Below are 19,229 nucleotides of genomic sequence, written 5' to 3'. Positions count from 1 at the left end.
CGGCCCTAGGCTACGGCCATGAACAGCGCAGCGACAGAACCGGAAATCAAGGAACTCGGCGTCCACGATTGCTGGCGGTACCTCCGATCAACGTCCATTTGCAGGATCGCCTTCACCGACGGCGCCGCCGTGGAGAACTACCCGGTGAATTTCGTCCCCACCAACGGCACGTTGCTCATCCGCACCGGCGAAGGAACGAAGCTTGCCTCGCTGACCGACCGCAAAGCCGTAGCCGTCGAGGCAGACGGCATGAACCAGTACGGCACCATTGCCTGGAGCGTCATCCTCAAGGGCCATGCCATGGTGGTGTCCGACGAAGAGGAAACCAGGGATGCCATGGAGGCGGGCCTGTCCCCCTGGCAACCGGGCCAAAAAAACATCCTGATCCGGATCACGCCGGAGGACATCAGCGGCCGGAGGTTCGTCATCGCCGCCCCAACCCATTGGTGGCCGCCCCGGGAGCCCACCGCAGGCTAGGCCCCCAGCTACGACCCGTCACCCCTCACAAGAAACCACAAAGGATGGTCCCCAATGGCACCTGCCAAGCCAATCGCCGTCGGCATCTCAGACACTTCGGCGTCCAATGCCGCCCTGTTGTGGGCAGCAGCCCGGGCCAACAGGCTCAAGTGCCCCCTCGCCGTCGTGAACGTTGTGGACGACCGCTGGATGGCAGCCGAAGTCCTGCCCTACCTCGAAGTCCTGCGCGAATCAGGCCTGGGCCTGCTGAAGGAAGCCGGTGAAAAGGCCACCGCCGCCGAACCCGGCCTGCAGGTCTCGCTCCAGCTCCTCGAAGGAGGTGTGGGTGCGGCACTGGGTGACTATTCCAGGAACGCCTCCATGCTTGTCCTGGGGACCAGCGGGCACAACCGCGGCGCCCTGACGGACCGGGCACTCCAGGCTGCTGCCACGGCCGAGTGCCCCGTGGCAGTCATCGGTGACGGCCAGTCGGAGGGCCGCGGCATCCTGGTCGGCGTGGATGGGTCGCGTGAATCAACCCAGGCAGTGGCCTTTGCAGCCGCCGAAGCTGACGCGCTCGGCGAGGAACTGACGGTCCTCTACGCTTTTACCGGCCCCAACCGGTGGATCGCGGCCGGGCTCCCGCAGAGCAGCTTTGCCACCCATGTTGTCGAGGAAGAGCAGATCGTGCTGTCCGAAACCGACGCGGGCCTTCGGCAGGACTACCCGGACCTTGTGGTGCACACCGTGATGGAAACCGTACTGGAGCCGGCGGACGCCCTGCTCCGCGCAGCCGCCGGCGCCCGGCTGCTGGTCCTGGGCAGCCGCGGAAAGGGCGGCTTCGAGAGACTCTTCCTGGGGTCCACGGCGCATGCGGTGCTGAGCCAGCCGCCGTGCCCAACCGTGATCACCCGCATGCACAAGCAGCACAACGACTGACCGGGCCTGCTGCCTGGCCGCACCATGTCAATAGCTGGGGAAAACGGGGCGCCGGTCCCGGGAGTGGATCTTCGCCATGCCCGGGACGGGCTCTCAACTGCCGAAGTACGCGAGCGGAGAGCTGCCGGCCGCATCAACAGCGTGCCCACCGCCACCAGCCGTAGTGTCGGTGAGATCGTCCGGGCCAACGTGTTCACCCTCTTCAATGGCGTAGTGGGGGGATGCTTCCTCCTGCTCCTGGTCCTTGGCCAGTGGCGTGATGCGCTCTTCGGCCTGTCAGCCGTCTCCAATTCCCTCATCGGCATCGTCCAGGAGTACCGGGCCAAGCGGTCACTCGACCAACTGGCGATTTTGCAGGCCGCCAGGAACACGGTGGTCAGGGATGGCGCCAGGGAAACCATTCCCTCCGAAGAGCTGGTGCCGGACGACCTCGTGGTCCTCAACGCCGGAGACCAGGTCACGGCGGACATGTTGCTTCTGGGGGAAAGCCCGCTGGAGGTGGACGAATCCCTGCTGACCGGCGAATCCGAGCCGGTCCCCAAAACGGACGGCGCCGTGCTGCTGTCCGGTTCACTGATCCTTGCAGGCAGCGGCAGGGCCCGGGTGCTCCGGGTGGGGCCGGACACTTTCGCCTACCGGCTGGCAGCCGAGGCGCGACGGTTCTCCCTCGTCACCTCTGAAATCCGCAGGGGCCTGGAAAAAGTCTTTACGGTCGTTACCTGGTTGCTCCTTCCCACCGCCCTGCTGCTCACGAATGCCCAGATGCAGGATCAGGGCGGCTGGGCTGGAGCCCTGGGATCGGGCCGGTGGATCCCGGCCGCCGTGGGGGCGATCGCCGGCATCATGGCCATGATCCCCCTGGGCCTGCTCCTGATGACCAGCGTGGCGTTTGCCGTCGGCGGCCTTCGGCTGGCCCGGCAGGATGTCCTGATCCAGGAACTTGCCGCGGTGGAGGTCCTGGCCAGGGTGGACGTCCTGTGCCTGGATAAAACCGGCACGTTGTCCTCCGGCTCCCTTGTGTTCGACGCCATCCACGATGCCGGGACGGTCCGGGCTGCCGGCTGGCGGGCGGCGCTGGAATGGTTCGGCGCCAACGCGGACGCCAGCAGCACCGCCGCGGCCATCGGGGTTGCGTTTCCGGTGCAGCTTCCACTTCAGCACCAGGAGTCGGTCCCGTTTTCTTCAGCCCGCAAGTGGAGCTCGGTAACGTTCGGGCCGGGGTCAGCCGCTTCCGGCACCTGGATCCTTGGAGCACCCGATGCGGTGCTCGGCTCCCCCGGCAGCGCCCGCGCCCACGGCAAGGCCGCGGCCCTTGCCTCCACCGGCCTCCGGACCTTGGCCCTGGCTCACCTCACTGCGCCCCTTCGGCCCGACGCCCCGGACCGGGGGCTGCCGCCGGAGCTGGTGCCGGTCATGCTGCTGACCTTCCGCGAGAGCATCCGGCAGGATGCCGCCGCAACGCTCGACTATTTCCGGCGCCAGGGCGTTACGGTCAAAATCATTTCCGGCGATGATCCCCGGACGGTGGCAGCCGTGGCGCGCGCCGTGGGCTTTGGAACCGGCGTTGCCTACGACGCCCGCAGACTGCCCCATGACCCGTTCCAGCTGGAGGAGACCGTAGAGTCCTGCCACCTTTTCGGAAGTGTGACACCGTCCCAGAAACGGGACCTGGTCCAGGCCCTGAAGCGGCGGGGGCACACGGTGGCGATGACCGGGGACGGGGTGAACGATGTCCTGGCCCTCAAGGAGGCGGACCTGGGCATTGCCATGGACTCCGCCTCGCCGGCTACCAAGGCCGTGGCCAGGCTGGTACTCCTGGACGGGCGGTTCGAGAGGCTGCCGGCGGTGGTGGACGAGGGGCGCCGGGCCATCAGCAATATCGAGCGTGTCTCCCTGGTCTTCCTCAGCAAGACCGTCTACGCCACGGTCATCTCCGTGGTGACCGGCATCCTGGTGCTGGCTTTTCCGTTCCTGCCCCGGCAACTGTCCGCGCTGGACGGACTCACCATCGGCCTGCCTTCGTTCTTCCTGGCCTTGCAGCCCGGCGGCCAGCGTTACGCGCCCGGCTTCCTCCGGCGCTCGCTTTCCTTCGCTGTACCGGCAGGCATCTGCACGGCCCTATGCGTCCTGGCGGTCAGCGGCTACGCCCAGTCCTGGGGTGGCTACAGCCAGGAAGCAGGGCAGTCGGCGGCCACTGTGACCCTGGGCCTGGTGGCGGCGTGGATCCTGGTGATGGCGTCCCGTCCCCTCAACTGGACCAAGGTCCTGATCCTTGCCGGAATGTATGCGGGCCTGGCCCTGCTGTTTACCGTGCCGTTGACGCAGGAGTTTTTTCGCGTGGAGTGGCCGCCCGCAGGCCTGCTGGTGGCCGCGGTTGCAGTGGCCGCGGCGGGATGCGTGGCCATTGAATTCATTGGCCGTTTCACCCGCCGCCCGTCCGTTGCCCCCGGCGAACCGGGGCTGGGACCTTGGACTCTGGAACCGGCGTCACGGGAAGGGGATGGTGGAAATGCCGGGCACCGCGATGGCAGGGCGTCCACATGAGCAGGAGGCAAAGAATGACTGACCTGATGAAATGGTTCGATAGCCGCCGTTCCCCGATGGATGTCATCGAAAGGCTTTTCGAAGGCGACACGGGTTCCTCGGCCATCCGGGTTGAAGAGATGGTGGACGGCAACACGCTCGTGGTCCGGGCCGAACTTCCCGGCATCGATCCGGAGAAGGACGTGGATGTGACGGTTGCCAACGGCGTTCTGACGATCAAGGGCGAACGGCAGGAGAGGAAGGAGCAAAAGGACAAGGACAGCTACCGGTCCGAGTTCCGCTACGGCTCGTTCATGCGCCGGATCCCCCTCCCCAGCGGCGTTGAGCAGGGTGACATCAGCGCCTCCTACAAGGACGGCGTTCTCGAAGTCCGGGCTCCGTTGCCCGAGCAGGGACAGGGAACCGGGGCGTCGAAGATCCCCATCAGCAGGGGTTAGGGACAGCCAAAGTACGACGCCGGCGCCTGGCTCCCCGGGACTGATCCCCTGGGTGCCAGGCACTGTCAGGCGAGGGGCAATCAGGTGCCAGCGCGGTCAGCGGCGTGGACCGTGGCTGCGGCGGCTTCCGCTGCCGCAATGACCGGCAGTGTCTTGACGTAGGTATCCGGATTCAGGGACACCGAATCGATCCCCTGGCTGACCAGGAATTCGGCCAGGTCCGGATGGTTGCTGGGCCCCTGCCCGCAGATGCCGATTTTGATGCCGGCGGCGTGGGCCTTGCTGATCGCCTGGGCAATCATGGACATCACCGCAGGGTCCCGCTCATCGAACAATCCCGCAAGCTCTTCCGAGTCGCGGTCCACGCCAAGCACCAGCTGGGTGAGGTCGTTGGACCCGATGGAGAAGCCGTCAAAGCGCTTGGCAAATTCCTCCGCCAGGACCACGTTGGAAGGAATCTCGCACATCATGTAGACCTGCAGCCCCTCGGCGCCGCGCACCAGCCCGTGCTCTTCCATTGCCTGGATGACCTGGTCCGCTTCCTGCACCGTGCGGCAGAAGGGAACCATGACAATGACATTGCCGAACCCCACCTGTTCCCGTACCCGTTTGAGGGCCCTGCACTCCAGGGCGAACCCCTCCCGGTAGTGGCTGCTGTAGTAGCGGGAAGCCCCGCGGAACCCCAGCATGGGGTTCTCCTCCGGCCGCTCAAAGGCGCTGCCGCCGATCAGGTGGCTGTACTCGTTGCTCTTGAAGTCGCTGAGCCGGACGATCACCGGCTTGGGATGGAACGGCGCGGCGATCTTGGCGATTCCCGTGGCCAGCACGTCAATGAAGTACTCCTGCGGGTCGTCGTAGCCGCTGGTGAGCTGCCGGATCAGTGCCGCCTCCTCCGGGTCCGCCACCCTTTCCGGGTGGACCAGGGCCATGGGATGGATCCGGACCAGGTTGTTGATGATGAACTCCATCCGGGCCAGGCCCACGCCGGCTGCGGGCAGGCGCCACCACTTGAAGGCGGCTGCCGGGCTGGCGATGTTGATCATCACGGCCGTGCGGGTAGCGGGGAGTGCCTGCATGTCCACTTCCTCCACGGAGAACTCCAGCAGCCCCTCGTAGACGCGGCCGTCCTCCCCTTCGGCGCAGGACAAGGTGACCTGGGCGCCGTCGGGAAGTACCTCGGTGGCGTTGCGCGTCCCCACGACGGCGGGCACCCCCAGTTCGCGGCTGACGATCGCGGCGTGGCTGGTGGGGCCGCCATGGTCGGTGATGATGCCCGCGGCCCGCTTCATCACGGGCACCCAGTCCGGGTCCGTCATCCGGGTGACCAGCACCGAGCCGTCAACAAATGATTCGATGTCTTTCGCATCCCTGACCACGCACGTCCGGCCGTGCGCAATCGAGTCGCCGATCGCCGCGCCGGTGACCAGGACCCGCCCGGGCCCGGCCAGATGATAGGTCCGGAAGACGGAGGTGCTGCGCCGCGCCTGGACCGTTTCCGGCCTGGCCTGGACCATGAAGAGTTCGCCGGTGATCCCGTCCTTGGCCCACTCCATGTCCATCGGACGCCCGTAGTGGTCCTCCACCGCTACCGCCCAGCGGGCCAGCAGGACCACCTCCCCGTCCGCCAGCACCAGCGAGCGCTGCTCCCGCTCAGTGGTCTCGACCATCCGGGTCCGGGCATCCCCGCCCTGGCTGTAAACCATCTTGCGTTCCTTGGCGCCCACTTCCCGTTCGATGACCGGGCTGAAGCGCTGGTCCGCCAGCAGCGGCTTGAACACCTGGTACTTGTCCGGGTTGATGGTCCCCTGGACCACGGTCTCCCCCAGCCCCCAGGCGGCGCTGATCACCACCACGCCCGGAAAGCCGGATTCGGTGTCGATCGAGAACATCACCCCGGAGGCGCCGAGGTCCGAACGGACCATCCGCTGGACCCCCACGGACAGGGCAACGTCCAGGTGGTCGTAGCCCTTCATTTCGCGGTAGCTGATGGCCCGGTCCGTGAAAAGGGAAGCGTAGCAGCGCCGGCAGGCCTCCAGGACGCCGCGTTCCCCTGCCACGTTCAGGAAGGTTTCCTGCTGGCCGGCGAAGCTGGCGTCCGGAAGATCCTCGGCCGTGGCACTGCTGCGGACCGCAACGGCTGCCTGGGCCTGCCCGGCGCGCCGGCACAGGGTCCGGTAATGTTCCTGGATGCCGGCGCTAATGTCCGCCGGGAAGGTGGCCTGCAGGAACAGCTCCCGGATCGCCGCCCCGGCCTGGCGAAGGGTCGACCGCCCGGCGCGTTGGTCCTCGATGTGCTTCCGGATCCGGGGTTCCAGGTTGTTGGCGGCAAGGAAAGCGCGGTAGGCGGAGGCCGTGGTGGCGAACCCTTCGGGAACCTTGACGCCGGCGGACTTCAGTGCCCGGCTGAGCTCACCAAGCGAAGCGTTCTTCCCTCCCACCGAGGCGATGTCCGCGATCCCGGTGTCTTCGATCCACATGACGTTCGTGTCTGTAAGGGAGGATTCAGCGGTGGCACTCATGGCTCGATTCTTGCCCGGGGCTCCCGGGGCAGTCAGAGGCTTTGGTCCTTGCTGCGCCGCAGGTGCGCCCGGAAGGATTTGTGGATCCAATCCGCCAACAGGACGGCGGGGGCTGCGAGAACCGCGAGGAGGAGGCCTTCCGGCGGCGGCGGGGACTGGCCCAGCAATGCGGCGAGGGACGGCACGTACAGGCACACGGCCAGGATGGCCACTTCAGCCAGCACGGCCCACACCAGGAGCCTGTTGGTCCCCCACCCCAGCTTCCAGGGGGGCACGGTGGCGCTCCGGCAGGCATAGGCGTTGGCGAGCTGGCCCAGGACGACGGCGGTGAAGGCCGCGCCGGAGGCGGCCATCAGCAGCGATGCCTCCGGAACCTCTCCCCGGGTCCAGCCGCCACCGGCCAGGACCGCGGAGAAAACGGCCATTTCCATGGCCGCCTCCACCGGGCCCAGGATGCAGAAGACGCGAATGATCAGTTGCCGGTCCATCAGGTGCCTGCGTTCGGGCGGACGGGCCAGGACCCGCTTGCCCGGAGGTTCGGCGCCAAGGGCCAAAGCCGGCAGCAGATCGGTGCCGATGTCCAGGGCCAGGATTTGCAGCACGCCCAGGGCAAGCGGGAAGTGGCCCCCGGAGAGCGCCCAGATGACGAAGGGGGTCAGTTCTGCCACGTTGTCGGTCAGGTGGTAGGTGAGGAACCGGTGGATGTTGGCGTAGGTAGCCCTGCCTTGTTCGATGGCGGCCACAATGGTGCCGAAATGGTCATCGAGGAGGACCAGGTCGGCGGCTTCACGCGCCACGTCGGTTCCGCTCAGGCCCATGGCCACCCCAATGTCCGCCTCCCTGAGCGCAGGACCGTCATTGACGCCGTCGCCCGTCATGGCCACCACGTGCCCGCGGGACTGCAGCGCCTTGGCCACCCGAAGCTTCTGCTCCGGTGAAACCCGGCTGACCACCACGCCGTCACGGTCCAGGAGGGCTCCCAGCATTTGTTCGTCCTCCGGAAGGTCGGCGCCCTCCAGCACGTATTGCGGTGTCCCGGTCAGGCCGATCTGCCGGGCAATCGCGGCGGCAGTGGCAGGGTGGTCACCGGTGATCATGGCCACCCTCAGCCCTGCCTGCCGCGCTGCGCGGATCACGTCTCCAACATCCGGCCGGGGTGGATCCTGCAGCCCGATCAGGCCCAGGAGTTCCATGCCCGTCTCGAGCTCCGCTGCGGAATTGGACTGCCATTCCTCTGGGACTCCACCGAGCCGTCGCCGTGCCACCGCTATGACGCGCAGTCCGCGTGTTGCCATCACCTCCACCTGTTCCTTGACCGGTCCCGGCACGGACTCACACACCGGAAGGACGGTCTCGGGGGCGCCCTTGCAGAACAGGTCCGGCCCCACAATGGCGGACTCCCTGCGGCGCACTGGATCGAATGGCAGACGCCGGGACGGTGCAGGACCGGACACCGTACCCGTCAGCCTGCGGGCCAGGACGTCCATGGCAGCTTCCATCGGGTCACCCTGGGCGCGCCATTCTCCGTCGTGCAGTTCAGCACGGCCCTGGGAAGCGGTACGGGCGGCGAGCGCTGCCTGGGCTGCCAGCTCCACGCCGCGGCCCTCGATATGCGCCTCGGGGGCGTACCCCTGGCCCGTCACCTGGATGGCCCCTTCCGGCGTGAAAACCTCGACGGCGTTCATCCGGTTCTGCGTCAGGGTCCCTGTTTTGTCGGTGCAGATGAAGGTGGTTGAGCCCAGGGTTTCCACGGCTTCAAGGTTGCGGACCAATCCATTGCGTGATGCCATGCGTTGGGCGCCCATGGCCAGGGACAGTGTGACGGTGGGAAGGAGCCCTTCGGGGACCAGCGCCACGGCAACGCCAATGGAGAACAGGAACGAATCGCGCCACTGGAAACCCACCAGCAGCGAAGCCAGGAAGAAGACCGCCGCAATCCCCAGGGCCATGCCGGCCGTGACCCGGACAATCCGCCGCAGTTCCAGGGAAAGCGGTGTGGGGGGAGGAACCGCCCCACTGGTGAGGGCTGCGATCCCTGCCAGCCTGGTCCTGGCACCTGTCGCGGAGACGGTGGCTTCCCCGTAGCCATTGACCAGGAAGGTTCCGCCCCATGCCTGGTCGCCGGCCGCTTTCGGCACCGGATCGCTTTCGCCTGTCAGCATCGATTCGTCCACCGCGCAGGCCGAGGCCGCCAGGAGGACCAGGTCTGCCGGCACCCGGTCCCCGGCGGCCAGCAGCACCACATCCTCAACCACCAGTTCGCTGGCGTGCACCTTGCGCACCGTCCCGTCCCGCCGGACCACGACGTCGGCGGGCAGCAGCCCCCGCAGCCTCGCGGCGGCGTGCTGGGCACGTTCCTGCTGGATGTGGGCGAACACCCCGTTGACAATGACGACGACGATGATCGCCACTGCCAGTTGCGGCATGTCTGCGATGAAGGCCAGCCCGGCGGCGCACCACAGCATGAGGGCGAAGAAGTGCGTCATCTCCCCCCAGAGCTTCCGCCACTGGGATACGGGTTTTTCCGTGGGAAGCTGGTTGGGCCCCGCCTGCTTCAGGAGTTGCGCCGCCTGTTCAGAGCTCAGGCCCTCCGCGGCCCTCACACAGCGTCCGCCTCCTGCCCTACCAGGAGCACGGGGCAGTTGGAGTGGGCTGCGCAGGCCATGCTGACAGAGCCCATGGCCGACTTAAGCAGGCCGCCTTCCCCGTGCCTTCCCACCACCAGCATCTGTGCACGCCGGCTCTCCTCCACCAGCACCTTTGCCGGCGGGCCGAACTTGATGGTGATGTCGATGTTTTCCGGCCGTTCGCCGGAAAAGGCCCGGCCCAGGGCATCCTCGACCAGCCGCCCTGCAGCATCTTCAAGCCTGGCGGTGAACTGCCGGTCCGCCCCCTCCAGGCGTGACATCACCAGGTAGTCCGGCATCCCGACGCAGGAGATAACTTCGAGCCGCGTGCCCAGCCGGGCTGCCAGCGTGCCCGCGAAGCGGAGGGCGGCGGAGGAGTACTCGGAACCGTCAACACCCACGATGACGGGCTTGGCCCCTGTTTCTGCATTCATGGACACCACGATCCCGGCTGGGGACTACGGCGGGAAGGGCCAAAGGTCATGCCCGCCGGCCTCCGCAGGTGCCATTCCGGCGGTATCAAGCGGAAGTGGCCGGCCCTGGTTGCGCTGCCTGTTTCCGGTCCGCTTTGCCTGTCCGATCCTCGCCGTGCAGAGCCCGCAGGCCGTTCAGGATGGTGGCCAGATCCACCAGCTCCTGCAGTAGGGCACCGGCGACGGCGGGAATGTACCCCGTCATGGCGATGGCCATCAGCACCAGGCTGAGTCCTATCCCGGTCCAGATGCTGACCAACGCCACCGCCACGGTCCGCTTTCCAATGGCCACGGCCTGGGCAACTTTCGAGACGTCGTCCAACATGACCACGACATCCGCGGACTCACTCGCTGCGGTGGCACCTTTGGCGCCCATTGCGATTCCCACGTCCGCTGCGGCAAGGACCGGGGCATCGTTGACGCCGTCGCCCACCATCAGGACCGGCCGTTCCAGGATGCCGGCCACGGCGTTGACCTTGTCCTCCGGAAGGCATTCAGCCTGGATGCGGCCGATTCCCGCTTCTTCGGCGATATGCGCGGCCGTGGCGTGGGCGTCACCGGTCAGGAGCATGGTGTTCCGCACACCCAGGCTGTTAAGGCGTGACAGGGTGTCCACGGCATTGCGGCGCAGCGGGTCCTTCATGACCAATGCGCCGGCGTACCTGCCATCCACTGCCACATATACAGCCAGCTGGCCGCTGCGGACTGCAGCCTCCCGGAAACCGGTTGATGAACTGCGCACCAGGCCGGCCTTACCCACCACTACCCGCTGGCCGTCACAGACGGCTTCCACGCCGTGGGTGGCGTTCTCCCTGGCCTCTTGCACCGTCAGGAGTCCCAGGCCGGCTGCCCCGGCGGCTTCGATCACGGAGCCTGCCAGCACATGCGAGGAGTACTGCTCCGCGGAGGCAGCCAACTGCAGGATCCTTTGGCTGCCCAGGGCCTCGCCGTAGCCCGGTGCCACCTGGATGCTGTCCAGGACGGGGCTACCGGACGTGAGCGTTCCGGTCTTGTCGAAGACAGCTGTCTGGGCTTTCGCAAGCTGCTCGAGGGTCCGGGTGTTTTTGATGATGATGCCCTTGTGGGCGGCCTGGCTGGTACCGGCAAGGAATGCCACCGGCGCTGCGATGAGGAGGGGGCAGGGCGTGGCCACCACCAGGACCTGGGCGAAGCGCAGCGGTTCGCCGGACAGGAACCATCCTGTCCCCGCCATGGCCAGGGCAAGGAGGGTGAAGGGAACGGCGTAGCGGTCGGCGAGGCGGACCACCGGCGCCCGGCTGTTGGACGCCTCCTCAACCAAGGCGATGATCCGGCTGTATTGCGAATCGGCGGCAGTGGCCGAGGCACGCATGCGAATGGCCGCAACGCCGTTCACCGCCCCGCTGAGCAGGGCCTGCCCCCGCGTGCGTTCCACCGGCAGGCTTTCGCCGGTGAGCGATGATTCGTCAAGGCTGGCTGAATCGGACAGGAGTTCGCCGTCAACGGGTACCAGCTCCGAAGGCCGGACCACCAGCACATCGCCCGGGGCAACCTCGCCGATGGGGGTGTCCTCGAGTACTGCACCAGCCCCTTCGCGGTGGGCAAAACGCGGCGCCCTGTCCAGCAGTGACCGCAGTTCACGCGCCGCGCGTCCCTGGGCAAAGTTTTCCAGGGCCTCCCCGCCGGTGAGCATCAGGATTACCACCAGGGCGGCGAGATACTCGCCTACCGCCACGGTGCTGGCGATCGCCGTCAGGGCCAGGAGGTCGATCCCCCAGCGTCCCTCACGCAGGGACCGGACCATGCCCGCCGCACGGGCCACCACGATGACGGCTGCGTAGGCCGATGCGAGCACGCGGACCTGCAGTTCCAGATTGAACTGCAGCAGCACCAACGTGGCCAGGAGCACCAGGCAGGTCAGTGCGACGAGGGGGTACCGCCTGACGGAGCCCCAAGCATGTTCAACGGGCGAGCCGGCGGATTCCTCGGCGTCAAAGCTGCGGGGGCTCCCACCGGTTGCCGCAGGCGGGGCTGCCTGCTTCCTCATCCAGCACCCCTTGGCAGGGCATGATGATGGTCATCGCGCATAAAGCTGAACCTACCCTGAGGCAACCAATCGGGCTAGGGCATTTGGCCCCGGCAGCCCGCGTATGACCTTTGGCCCTGCCGGGGCGCCGGGTCACGGGGAAAGCTGAAGGTAAACCACGCCGCACACACCCGGAGTTCCCATGGAAGCCATGCCCTGGACGGTGGAGCGGTTCTTCGACGGCGCACCGGACGCCCAGGAGCTTTACCGGGCCGCGGAGCGGCTGGCAGCGGAACTGGGTCCCCATGAGATCCGGGTCAGCAAGAGCCAGATCTCTTTCCGCCGGCGCCGCGGGTACGCCTACCTCTGGAGGCCGGGGGTTTACGTGAAATCCACGGTTCCGCTGGTGCTGTCCCTCGCACTGCCCCGCAACCTGGACTCGCCGCGCTTCAAGCAGGTTGTCCATCCGGCCCCGGGAACCTGGATGCACCACCTGGAGCTCACGGAAAGCACGCAGCTCGATGCCGAGGTCCGCCGCTGGATGCTGGAAGCGTACGACGCCGCCGGCTGATCAAAGGGTTGGACTGTAGGGTCCTATGGCCCTGTCACGCCGCGGTCCGGGTGGCAAGGTTGAAGCCATGACCGAGAATGGGCAGCCGCGAAAGATCCATATCACCGGGCAACCAGTCGCCGTCGTCCGTGAACGCGTTCCCATGGACGCACTCACCAGCTTCTTCGGCCGGGCCTTCGGTGCCGTGATGGCAGCGGTCCAGGTACAGGGCGGCAGCCCTGCCGGCCCGCCGTTCGCGCTTTACCATGGAATGCCCGGCGAAACGGTGGATGTCGAAGCCGGCTTCCCAGTCGCCGGGGACTTCCACGGCACCGGCGAAGTGGCCAGCGGAGCACTTCCTGATACCGACGCCTATGAAGCCATCCACACGGGTCCCTATGACACCCTGGGCAGCACGTACGATGCCATAAAGAAGAGCATGGAAGCGGACGGCGCCTCTCCTGCCGACTCGATGTGGGAGTACTACCTGACCGACCCGGAACAGCAGCCGGATCCGGCCACCTGGCAGACCAGGGTGGTCTGGCCGGTCGCCTGAGGCCGGGACTGCAGGACCGGCCCGGACAGGGTACGGGCCGGGGAAGCCCGGCGGCTAGGAAACCCGGCGACGGCTGAACGTCAGTTCCCAGGGCTGCGCGCCGCGGCTGGTTTCAGCCCATCCGTCGCCGGCAATCTCCTGCCGCAGCCGCCCGAGGCTGGCCTGCAGACCAGGTGCCCACGCTTCCTCGGGAGGTGTCGGGTTCAGCGGCGGTCCGGGAAAAGTATCACCGGTGTAGAGCCGCCGGCCGTCCTCCGCCTTTCCCACGAACCGCAGCTGTGTCCGCCCGTACTGCGAACCAAGTGTATACAGGATGCGCGCCCACCATTTCCTCGATGCGGCGTCCTCCAGTTCTATCCGTAACCGTTCCTCCGTGCCGTCTCCTGGCTGCGGGGTATTTGTCGCCATGTCTTCCTCCGGGCGCGAAATCATGATTCAACCCAGCAGTCTTCCGGAAGCCCGCTCCGCCGCCCAGGGTCCTTGGTCACGGAAGCCGGACCAACCCAGGGTTGGGCCGGGCCGAATGGCACTATCTGGCGCGCGGGACGGGTAGCAGAGTCAAGGCATGACCGGGAACCGTCCATCATGACCAGCCGTCCAGGCGTCCGGCGCGGGCCATCTGCAGCCCGTGGGCCATCTGCAGCCGGTGGCGCGAGCCAAGCTGGCGACCACCAGGGCTGGAAGCTCCTCTACCTCGTCGCGGGGGCGTCGTCGATCCTGTTTGTGTTTCTGCTGATCACTGCCCTGGTGATCGACTTCATGGCTCCCCCGCCCGTTCACGGCGGAGCGGCCACCCTTGAGTTCATCGCGTCGAACAAGGCCGGCTATGTGGCCGAGCAGATCCTGTGGATCCTGCCGAACATCTTCCCCGTGCTTGTTTTCGCAGCCCTCTTCGTGGCCCTGTCGGCCTACCGGAAAAGCCTGCCCTTGATAGCGCTGGTCTTCGGTGCCCTGCCGTGGGCGCTGCTGCTTGCCGTACCGGTGAGCAGCCGCGGCTCCCTCAACCTGGTCTATCTGAGCGACCGCTTCATGGCTGCCGGGACAGAGGACGAACGCAGGACCTACGCCACCGCGGCTGAAGCCATCATTGCCGAGAACAATACCCCCGCCATCGTTGGCGCCCTCTCCGCCCTTGGGATCCTCCTGATGGGGCTGGCGATGCTCCGGGCCGACAAGGCATCCTTCCCCCGGTACCTCGCGTGGATTGGCATTGCCACCGGCGCACTGGGAGTGGTCAGCGAAGTGCTTCGCCACGCAGCCCCCGGCTTCTATTGGGGCTACGGCGTTTTGCTGTGGGTTTGGTTCATCGCCACGGGAATTGCGTTGATCCGCCTGTCGCGCAGGGCTGACTAGCGTCTCCCGCGCGCCTGCGATCAGGGACCTTGGTCCCTAAAAGCGGGCCGGAGTGTTTGAGATGGTGGATGAGGTCGAAAGGTGCACCACGCTGGGGTTGTGCGCCTTGGGTTTTTGCTGTGCCGGATCCGGGCACCGCGCGCCTCACCGGAGGCAGGATGATTGAGGAGAACAAGGCTTATGGCAGGTACGTTCGAACTGTTTGTCGATGATGATGCACAGATTCGGTTCCGGCTTGTGATGCCCGGCGGACATGTGCTGGCTGTTTCCGGGCAGTTCACCGACAAGCATGCGGCGGCCGCCGCCATCGAAGAGGTACGTGAATGCGCAGGCACCGGCTTAATCCAGGACGTGGCGCCGCCTCCGCAAGGCGTTCTCCTCGCTTCCCCACCGCACCTGCGCTACGCCGTCCGTCGCAGGGCCCGGAGGCTCAACTCCGTTGGAGCCGCATAAAGCCGGGCCACGTCGGTTCGGCGGCGGCACCCGCCGTGCCATAGGCGTATAGTCCGCGCACACATTGAAGGAGTGGGGCCCGTCCAACGACGGGCCCCACTCCTGTGTGCGGGCGGCTCCTGTGTGCGTGGCACCCTTGGGGGCGTGCGGCGGCACTGCGCAGGTCTTGTTGTACTAGAAGCCGGAAGAACTGCCGGAACCGGAAAAGCTGCCACCGCTGCTGCCATACCCGGTGGTGCTGCCGCCGCCCCTGGCCGAGTTGACGCTGCTGACCCCGGTATTGAAGCCGGAGTTGAAGGTGGCCACGGAGAAGAACGTGTAGGACGGGTACACCGTGCCCAGGATGCTCGGTTCGTAGGTGCGCTGCCTGTGGTGGTCCATGCCCCCGTGGGCCGTTTCCATCTGTTCGCGCATCAGGCGTGCTTCGCGGTCATTCCTGGCGAATCCCTGGATGACTGTTTCGGCATGGTTCTCCAGCAGCTCCGAGAGCCGCGAACGTGCCGCATAGAGCCGGTCAAGCGCCTCTTCCGGCGTGATCCGCCGGTCGGCCAGTTCAGCGGTCCACCGCTCGATCTCCCGCAGGCTTTCGTCCCGGAAGGACCGCAACGCCGTCGCCGTGGCCGAGTCCCCCTGCCCGTGGCGTTTGGCAAGGAGCTGTTCCAGTCCGGCCAGGTCCTTGCGGAAAGGCGCCAGCTGCCGGTCCCAGGCAGTGGGCCAAGTGTCAGCGCGGTTCAGTAAAGCATTGCTGTCCGCGATGACGTCATCCAGCGCATCCAGCTCGGCGGCGCTGTCGGCGAACTTCCGGGCAAGCTTGAGGTTCTTCCGGCTGCTCAATGCCCGCCCGCCCAACGCGTGCACCTGATTGGACAGCTCCGTAACGGCGGCGTACCGGCTGAGGAAGGTTCGGTGTTTCTCCAGGACCTGGCTGCCGTAGCGGGAGGATTCGGGGATGGTGCCGGCATTCAGTTCCGTGACGTCCAGGTCCATACTGACGTTGGAGTAGCTGCGGTCGCCGCGTTCGATCTGCCGGCGGCACCCCGTCCTGGTCACGGTGCGGACAATCAGCCATGCGGCCGCGCCCAGGGCCGCGATTCCCGCGGTGACCCACGCGGTGACCAGGAAAGCTGCGGACCGGTACCAGGGCTGGTTGATGAGCTCTGCGCCGCGGCGGATGCCGGCCACGGTGCCGTCGGTCCACTGAGCGTCACGGAACAGGTCCTTGGACGCGTCCTGGATGTCGCTGCGCTGCTCCAGCGATACTTTCCGGTCCTCCCCCATGTACGTCCCCACATGCCGGCCCACCGGATCGAGCGCGAAGATGAACAATCCGTCAGCCCATTTCTGCCCGTCGGGGCTGATCCACTCCGGATGCCTGGACCGTGCGAACTTCAGGACCTCTTCATTGAGGTTGTCCTCCGGCTTGCCGTTATAGGTGAAGACGGCAACGCGGGTGGGCTCATAGAACTGGATTCGTTCGACGGCGGGAACCAGGGTGTTCCGGTCCAGCACCCCTGCCGTGTCCTCCACAATGACAGCGACCGGTGCCACAGCGATGCCTGGCGCCGCAACCCCCACCAGCAAGGCGGCCAAAGCGAGCACCATCACGGCGATCCGGCCCGCTATGCTGCCCATGTCCCTCCCCACTGTCTAGAATCAGCATGAAACCAAGGAGCAGGCCGCCAAAGGGCCGAAGGTCCCGCCGGTGGGGATCGTGATGATCAGGAGCGCTGTGACATGACGCAGAATTCAGGATCCATTGTGGCGGCCTTTGACGGCTCTGATGAGGCTGCGGCCGCCATCCGCTGGGCGGCCCGCCACGCGCAGGCAACCAACTGCCCCCTCCATGTGGTGCACTGTTCGCTATGGCCGCTGCTGACCCGGCACCTTGGTCCGGTTCCAGGCGTGTCAGGCAGCGGCCTTGAACAGTCGGCCAGGTCCATCCTCGAGGACGGGGTGGCGCTGGCGGCCGCGGAAGTACCCGGGCTTCAGATCAGGAGCACCCTGCTCCATGGACTGCCTGCACAGCTCCTGGCCGGGATCTCCACCGGTGAACGGATGCTCGTGGTGGGCAGCCGCGGGCTGGGCGGCTTCCTTGGCCTCCTCGTGGGCTCCGTGAGCCTGGAACTGGCAGCCACGGCCACCTGCCCTGTTGCCGTGATCCGGCAGGAACTCCATCCGGACGGGCCCGTCGTCGCCGCCGTCGATGCCTCAGGTTCCCCCGCAGCACTGGACGATGCGTGCGCCCTGGCGTCGGCGTGGCAGGCACCCCTCCGGGTGGTCCACGTCCGGCACCAGCCCGCCGGCTATCAGCTGCCGGAAGGACAGGACGCGGCCCAGGACGAGGACATCCTGGCGTCAGCCCTGAAGCGCGCAGCTGACGCGGCGCCCGCTCTTCGCATTGACGGTGCAGTGCTCACGGACAGCTCGGTCCCGCACGCCATCCTCAAAGCCGCTGAAGAAGCCCGAATTGTCGTGGTGGGCTCCCAGGGCCGCGGCATCCTCAGGGAGACCCTCGGGTCCACCGCCCACGCGGTTTTGCACCACGCCCGCGGGCCGGTCCTCATTTCACGGCATGGCGGCTGATGCAACGGGCTGCGAGTGTCAGCCGGCTGCCGAACGGGCCCCCGCCTAAGCTGGTCCGATGACCCCTGTTCCCTCCCCCGGCCCGCTGGACGTCGTGGTCCATTCCGGACCGGCGGACTGGTGGGTCATCCTGGCCGGGCTGGGACCCCTGGCTGTCCTCATCGCTGCCCTGCTGGCCTTCTACATCAACTGGCGCACCCTGAAGCAGCGCACCGCCGCGGACAAAACCGCACTGGAACAAAACCGCGAAGCCGATGCCAACGCCCTGCAGCAAAAGACCGAGGCGGACAGCCGAGCGGAATGGTGGCGCCGGACCCAGTGGGCGCTGGACCGGGCGCTGGATCCCGATGAAGGGACCAAGGCGCTTGGGTTGGCGACGCTGGAAGTCCTGGCCAGGAGCGAACTGGCACGCAACGAGGAGCTCGAGCTGTTCGACATTGCCTGGAAGAGCGTGTCCGGCGACGAGAACGGGGACGAGGCTGAGGCCGACGCCGGTTCCGGGCAGGAGCCGGCCTTCGTGGACGACCGCCACGACTTAGGCGAGAATGGAGTGACGGATGAAGACAGTACCAAGGAGGTTGGACCATGAGCGCAACGTCGCCTGAACACCGTTTTGTCCATGCTCCGCGGAACAGCGCCGGCAAGCCCGTCCAGAAAAAGGCCACCCCGGCCGAGCACCGTGTCCAGGTTGCCGCCGCGCGGTTGCGCGTCACGCTTGATGAACGCCTGGGACGCGAGACGCCCGCAAAGACCAAGGCGCTGGCCAAGGAACCGATCTAAGTCCCCTTGCCTGGGTTTGGGGGTCGACGGCGCGTGGCGGGTTTGAGTGGACAACCCTTTGGTGGTCTGGGGTTCGGTGGACATGCAGTAATTCTCGGCTGCGACACACAGCTGCTGCGCCGCTGGAACTACGGTGCCGCCGTCGCGCTGGTGGCCCGGTCCGGCACGTTCCTGGACCGTTGGGGCACAGACTTTTATCCTGACGTCAGCCCGGGGACCGAGGCATGGCTCCTCCTGGAGGGCGGGACCGACGCCGCCAGCGGCCTGATCGGCCACGGGTTCGTGACGTCCGAGCCGTACCAGGCTGCCGCCCGCGCGGACGCCGCCCCCGCTGGCTGGTTCTTCGCGCTGGCTTTGGATTCACTCCTGCCGCTCGGCGAGCAGATCCGTCCCGGCATCCTGGCCGGGGCCCTCCCCAATGACCTGCGTACCAGGGTCAAGGGCGCGTCCCTGGTGACCCTGCCGCCGTCGTCCGTGCCTGTACTGCGCCGGCTGTGGCGGGACCACGGGCCCTCCACGGCGGACCCTTCGGGGGTGGCGGGCGGAACCATTCCGCCGGAGGCCGTCAGCACCATGCAGGTAAACCGCTACGAGCGGGATGCCGATGCGCGCCGGGCTTGCCTGGCGTTCCATGGCACCTCCTGCGCCGCCTGCGGCTTCTCTTTCGAGTCCGCCTACGGTGCAGCCGGGACGGGGGTGATGGGCGTCCACCATCTGGCTCCCCCATCGATGCTTGACGGCCCTTACCAGCTTGACCCCATTGCAGACCTCGTTCCGCTCTGCCACAACTGCCATGCCGTGGCGCACAGCGCCAGCCCGCCACTGACCGTAACCGAACTCCGGAGCATCATCTCCGGGGGCGGCCATATGAAGGGTGAGGTGGTCACGGACGTGGCACTCCGGGCGCAGGAGGATGCGCGGCGGATCCTCGATGGCGGCCAGATGTAGGGTTGT

At 66.9% G+C, this 19,229-nt stretch carries 18 protein-coding genes; 12 read left to right on the top strand and 6 right to left on the bottom strand.

Going from position 1 to position 19,229, the window contains the following annotated elements:
• Positions 1-18: 18 nt before the first annotated feature.
• From ACR65J_RS08035 to ACR65J_RS08020, 4 genes are read left to right on the top strand one after another with little or no spacing between them, the layout of a single operon-like run.
• Positions 19-477 carry a pyridoxamine 5'-phosphate oxidase family protein gene (locus ACR65J_RS08035; RefSeq protein ID WP_440167636.1) on the top strand — a complete coding sequence of 153 codons (459 nt, stop codon included), beginning with the start codon at positions 19-21 and terminating at the stop codon, positions 475-477.
• A gap of 54 nt (positions 478-531) precedes the next feature.
• Positions 532-1,395 carry a universal stress protein gene (locus ACR65J_RS08030; RefSeq protein ID WP_440167633.1) on the top strand — a complete coding sequence of 288 codons (864 nt, stop codon included), beginning with the start codon at positions 532-534 and terminating at the stop codon, positions 1,393-1,395.
• Between the two features lie 24 nt (positions 1,396-1,419).
• The gene (locus ACR65J_RS08025; RefSeq protein WP_440167631.1) at positions 1,420-3,939 is read left to right on the top strand and encodes an HAD-IC family P-type ATPase; all 2,520 of its coding nucleotides are present in this window, start codon (positions 1,420-1,422) and stop codon (positions 3,937-3,939) included.
• Between the two features lie 14 nt (positions 3,940-3,953).
• Entirely contained in the window at positions 3,954-4,376 is a 423-nt protein-coding gene (locus ACR65J_RS08020) for an Hsp20/alpha crystallin family protein (RefSeq protein ID WP_440167630.1), read from the top strand.
• Between the two features lie 80 nt (positions 4,377-4,456).
• Here the strand turns inward: ACR65J_RS08020 and ppsA are convergent, their stop codons facing one another.
• The 4 genes from ppsA to ACR65J_RS08000 form a co-directional block, all read right to left on the bottom strand.
• Positions 4,457-6,895, bottom strand: a complete 2,439-nt coding sequence (gene ppsA / locus ACR65J_RS08015; RefSeq protein ID WP_440167629.1) for a phosphoenolpyruvate synthase — start codon at positions 6,893-6,895, stop codon at positions 4,457-4,459.
• 32 nt (positions 6,896-6,927) lie between these two features.
• Entirely contained in the window at positions 6,928-9,498 is a 2,571-nt protein-coding gene (locus tag ACR65J_RS08010; RefSeq protein WP_440167627.1) for a cation-translocating P-type ATPase, read from the bottom strand.
• Positions 9,495-9,956: a universal stress protein gene (locus tag ACR65J_RS08005; protein WP_440167625.1), complete on the bottom strand. Its 462-nt coding sequence runs from the start codon at positions 9,954-9,956 to the stop codon at positions 9,495-9,497. Before ACR65J_RS08005 ends, ACR65J_RS08010 begins: the two co-directional genes overlap by 4 nt.
• Positions 9,957-10,041: 85 nt before the next feature.
• Entirely contained in the window at positions 10,042-12,021 is a 1,980-nt protein-coding gene (locus ACR65J_RS08000) for a heavy metal translocating P-type ATPase (protein WP_440167623.1), read from the bottom strand.
• A 181-nt stretch (positions 12,022-12,202) separates the two neighbouring features.
• Here ACR65J_RS08000 and ACR65J_RS07995 point away from each other — a divergent pair, with 181 nt between their 5' ends.
• Positions 12,203-12,571, top strand: coding sequence for a DUF5655 domain-containing protein (locus tag ACR65J_RS07995; protein WP_440167620.1), 369 nt, complete (start codon positions 12,203-12,205; stop codon positions 12,569-12,571).
• A gap of 67 nt (positions 12,572-12,638) precedes the next feature.
• Positions 12,639-13,106 carry a GyrI-like domain-containing protein gene (locus ACR65J_RS07990; protein WP_440167619.1) on the top strand — a complete coding sequence of 156 codons (468 nt, stop codon included), beginning with the start codon at positions 12,639-12,641 and terminating at the stop codon, positions 13,104-13,106.
• A gap of 54 nt (positions 13,107-13,160) precedes the next feature.
• Here the strand turns inward: ACR65J_RS07990 and ACR65J_RS07985 are convergent, their stop codons facing one another.
• A complete protein-coding gene (locus tag ACR65J_RS07985) occupies positions 13,161-13,514 on the bottom strand; it encodes a hypothetical protein (protein WP_440167618.1) in 354 nt (117 codons plus the stop codon).
• Between the two features lie 177 nt (positions 13,515-13,691).
• On the opposite strand from ACR65J_RS07985, the gene ACR65J_RS07980 reads away from it, so the two are divergent.
• Positions 13,692-14,459, top strand: coding sequence for a DUF4386 family protein (locus ACR65J_RS07980; RefSeq protein WP_440167616.1), 768 nt, complete (start codon positions 13,692-13,694; stop codon positions 14,457-14,459).
• Between the two features lie 180 nt (positions 14,460-14,639).
• Entirely contained in the window at positions 14,640-14,912 is a 273-nt protein-coding gene (locus tag ACR65J_RS07975) for a YegP family protein (protein ID WP_440167614.1), read from the top strand.
• A 174-nt stretch (positions 14,913-15,086) separates the two neighbouring features.
• Here the strand turns inward: ACR65J_RS07975 and ACR65J_RS07970 are convergent, their stop codons facing one another.
• Positions 15,087-16,544 carry a DUF5129 domain-containing protein gene (locus tag ACR65J_RS07970; protein WP_440167612.1) on the bottom strand — a complete coding sequence of 486 codons (1,458 nt, stop codon included), beginning with the start codon at positions 16,542-16,544 and terminating at the stop codon, positions 15,087-15,089.
• A 102-nt stretch (positions 16,545-16,646) separates the two neighbouring features.
• Here ACR65J_RS07970 and ACR65J_RS07965 point away from each other — a divergent pair, with 102 nt between their 5' ends.
• From ACR65J_RS07965 to ACR65J_RS07950, 4 genes are read left to right on the top strand one after another with little or no spacing between them, the layout of a single operon-like run.
• Entirely contained in the window at positions 16,647-17,495 is an 849-nt protein-coding gene (locus ACR65J_RS07965; RefSeq protein WP_440167610.1) for a universal stress protein, read from the top strand.
• 58 nt (positions 17,496-17,553) lie between these two features.
• On the top strand, positions 17,554-18,084 hold the full coding sequence (locus tag ACR65J_RS07960) for a hypothetical protein (protein ID WP_440167609.1): 531 nt from the start codon (positions 17,554-17,556) through the stop codon (positions 18,082-18,084).
• Entirely contained in the window at positions 18,081-18,275 is a 195-nt protein-coding gene (locus ACR65J_RS07955; protein ID WP_440167607.1) for a hypothetical protein, read from the top strand. Before ACR65J_RS07960 ends, ACR65J_RS07955 begins: the two co-directional genes overlap by 4 nt.
• A gap of 42 nt (positions 18,276-18,317) precedes the next feature.
• Positions 18,318-19,223, top strand: a complete 906-nt coding sequence (locus ACR65J_RS07950; RefSeq protein ID WP_440167605.1) for an HNH endonuclease — start codon at positions 18,318-18,320, stop codon at positions 19,221-19,223.
• Positions 19,224-19,229 lie beyond the last annotated feature (6 nt).

It is taken from the genome of Arthrobacter sp. SAFR-044, assembly GCF_059414985.1.
Note: the sequence above shows the minus strand (reverse complement) of the source record. Positions and strands in the feature narration are given on the sequence as shown.

Excerpts from the sequence above, each read along its gene's own strand:
- ACR65J_RS08035 (WP_440167636.1), top strand. The coding sequence starts at position 19 with ATGAACAGCGCAGCGACAGAACCGGAAATCAAGGAACTCGGCGTCCAC.
- ACR65J_RS08030 (WP_440167633.1), top strand. The coding sequence starts at position 532 with ATGGCACCTGCCAAGCCAATCGCCGTCGGCATCTCAGACACTTCGGCG.
- ACR65J_RS08025 (WP_440167631.1), top strand. The coding sequence starts at position 1,420 with ATGTCAATAGCTGGGGAAAACGGGGCGCCGGTCCCGGGAGTGGATCTT.
- ACR65J_RS08020 (WP_440167630.1), top strand. The coding sequence starts at position 3,954 with ATGACTGACCTGATGAAATGGTTCGATAGCCGCCGTTCCCCGATGGAT.
- ppsA (WP_440167629.1), bottom strand. The coding sequence starts at position 6,895 with ATGAGTGCCACCGCTGAATCCTCCCTTACAGACACGAACGTCATGTGG.
- ACR65J_RS08005 (WP_440167625.1), bottom strand. The coding sequence starts at position 9,956 with ATGAATGCAGAAACAGGGGCCAAGCCCGTCATCGTGGGTGTTGACGGT.
- ACR65J_RS08000 (WP_440167623.1), bottom strand. The coding sequence starts at position 12,021 with ATGAGGAAGCAGGCAGCCCCGCCTGCGGCAACCGGTGGGAGCCCCCGC.
- ACR65J_RS07995 (WP_440167620.1), top strand. The coding sequence starts at position 12,203 with ATGGAAGCCATGCCCTGGACGGTGGAGCGGTTCTTCGACGGCGCACCG.
- ACR65J_RS07990 (WP_440167619.1), top strand. The coding sequence starts at position 12,639 with ATGACCGAGAATGGGCAGCCGCGAAAGATCCATATCACCGGGCAACCA.
- ACR65J_RS07985 (WP_440167618.1), bottom strand. The coding sequence starts at position 13,514 with ATGGCGACAAATACCCCGCAGCCAGGAGACGGCACGGAGGAACGGTTA.
- ACR65J_RS07980 (WP_440167616.1), top strand. The coding sequence starts at position 13,692 with ATGACCAGCCGTCCAGGCGTCCGGCGCGGGCCATCTGCAGCCCGTGGG.
- ACR65J_RS07975 (WP_440167614.1), top strand. The coding sequence starts at position 14,640 with ATGGCAGGTACGTTCGAACTGTTTGTCGATGATGATGCACAGATTCGG.
- ACR65J_RS07970 (WP_440167612.1), bottom strand. The coding sequence starts at position 16,544 with ATGGGCAGCATAGCGGGCCGGATCGCCGTGATGGTGCTCGCTTTGGCC.
- ACR65J_RS07965 (WP_440167610.1), top strand. The coding sequence starts at position 16,647 with ATGACGCAGAATTCAGGATCCATTGTGGCGGCCTTTGACGGCTCTGAT.
- ACR65J_RS07960 (WP_440167609.1), top strand. The coding sequence starts at position 17,554 with ATGACCCCTGTTCCCTCCCCCGGCCCGCTGGACGTCGTGGTCCATTCC.
- ACR65J_RS07955 (WP_440167607.1), top strand. The coding sequence starts at position 18,081 with ATGAGCGCAACGTCGCCTGAACACCGTTTTGTCCATGCTCCGCGGAAC.